The organism is Clostridia bacterium (assembly GCA_012840125.1).
Classification (GTDB): Bacteria; Bacillota; DULZ01; order DULZ01; family DULZ01; genus DULZ01.
In genome coordinates, this window is the sequence record DULZ01000013.1 from 1 (window position 1) to 1,686 (window position 1,686).

The following is a 1,686-nucleotide window of genomic DNA, read 5'->3' on the forward strand; positions in this document are numbered from 1 at the left end:
CCCATTACCTGTTAGCAGCGCTGTTACTCCATGGAAACCACACAATTTCTTCCTTTAGCCTTTGCCTTATAAAGGGCATCATCAGCTATTTTTATCATATCTGTCACATGGTTAATCCCTCCGGTGCCGCTCCGGATGGCAGCCACACCGATGCTGACGGTAAAGCCAATCTCCCGCTCTTCGTACACCACTTTTCTTTTGGCTACGGTCTCCCGGAACTGCTCCGCTATCCTTTTGGCATCTTTCAAAGAGGCGTTCTGCAAAACGACAGCAAATTCCTCTCCTCCGATACGACCGGCGATATCGGTCTTGCGAAAACTGGATTTTATGATCCTGCCCATTTCACGAATGATTTCATCCCCCGCCCCATGGCCAAAAGTATCGTTGACGGCTTTAAAATGATCCAGATCCATGATCAACAGGGACAGTTCCTCATTATTCTTTTTGGGGCTGGCAAACTGCCTCTGGGCAAGACTCATAAACTCCGCCCGGTTATTAAGGCCGCTTAAAGAATCGGTGGTAGCTAAGAATCTCAGTTTCTCCTGAACTCTCCTCTCTTCCGTCACATCACGGATGGACTTCAGCAATCGCGTATTGCCATCATGGTGTTCTCCCAGCGGCACCACATCAATCTCAAAGAACCGTTCCTCACCGTTTATCGTCACGGCAAAATCTTGATTAGTCTCACTTTGAAAGATTTCCAGCAGCTTCCTGTCCTTGCTTAGGAGATGATCGATGGGATAATTGTCCAGGGAGATATTCAGGGCCGTAAAAAACTTCTCAGCGGCCTGGTTGTAGTCTATGATCCTTTTACCGGGACCCAAAACCACCATACCGGCCAGATTCTTTTCAAAGATGGCGTCCCGGGCCAGGGTTTTGATTTCCAAGAAATCATATTGGAAAATGCCGTAACTGATAATAAGCAGGGAAACGGGCATGATTAAAGCGGAATAATCAATACTCAGCTCGTCATAAGCCGTAAGAACTAACCCTATGCCGATCAGGGGCAGCAAAGAAGCAAACAAAAAAATAAAAAAGTGGGATTTCGTATGGTTGGCCCTGTTTTTCCGGTATCCGATGAAATAAACCATCACGGTGAGCAGCAGGCACAAGATGGTATAGGAAATGTTAACGTAATACCAGAGCCCTCTTTCCATGTACAAGGAGTAATAGCCGGCGATTTCCCGCATTTCATATCTTGCATAGAAAAGATGATGCCAGTGATTGGTAAGTCGCATGAGAAAGCTTGTGATTGGCACGGAAAAAAGTAAGATGGTCATCCGGGTTGTGAGGGAATAGATGGTTTCTGTATGAAGGAGAGCCACTACCAACCACAGTACGGAAATGAAAGGCAGTCCAAAGTATTGAAACAGGTTCCAGAAGATGATTTCCTGCATATCGCTGCTGTGGATAATCATGATATAACCAAACAAATAGATGCTGATGCATAGAACCAAAGCTGAGAATGCCTTTCGGTAGGTTGTTCTTCCCTTAGAAAAAAATAAGCAGCGAAATACTGAGCCAGTATAACCGCCAGGACCAAGTAAAGACTGACTAATATCTTCATAAGAACACCTCAGTATCCATCGGCAGCCCACACCTCGTGCTTGTCTTGTTTGACTCAATTATACATGTTTCGACAGAATGTTTCTACAAAACACCCTGCTGAATTAGGCACAAAAAACC

General features: G+C 45.3%; 1 protein-coding gene. It reads right to left on the reverse strand.

The window, feature by feature from the left end:
• Positions 1-23 precede the first annotated feature (23 nt).
• The gene (locus GXX34_01490; protein ID HHW06201.1) at positions 24-1,457 is read right to left on the reverse strand and encodes a diguanylate cyclase; all 1,434 of its coding nucleotides are present in this window, start codon (positions 1,455-1,457) and stop codon (positions 24-26) included.
• Positions 1,458-1,686 lie beyond the last annotated feature (229 nt).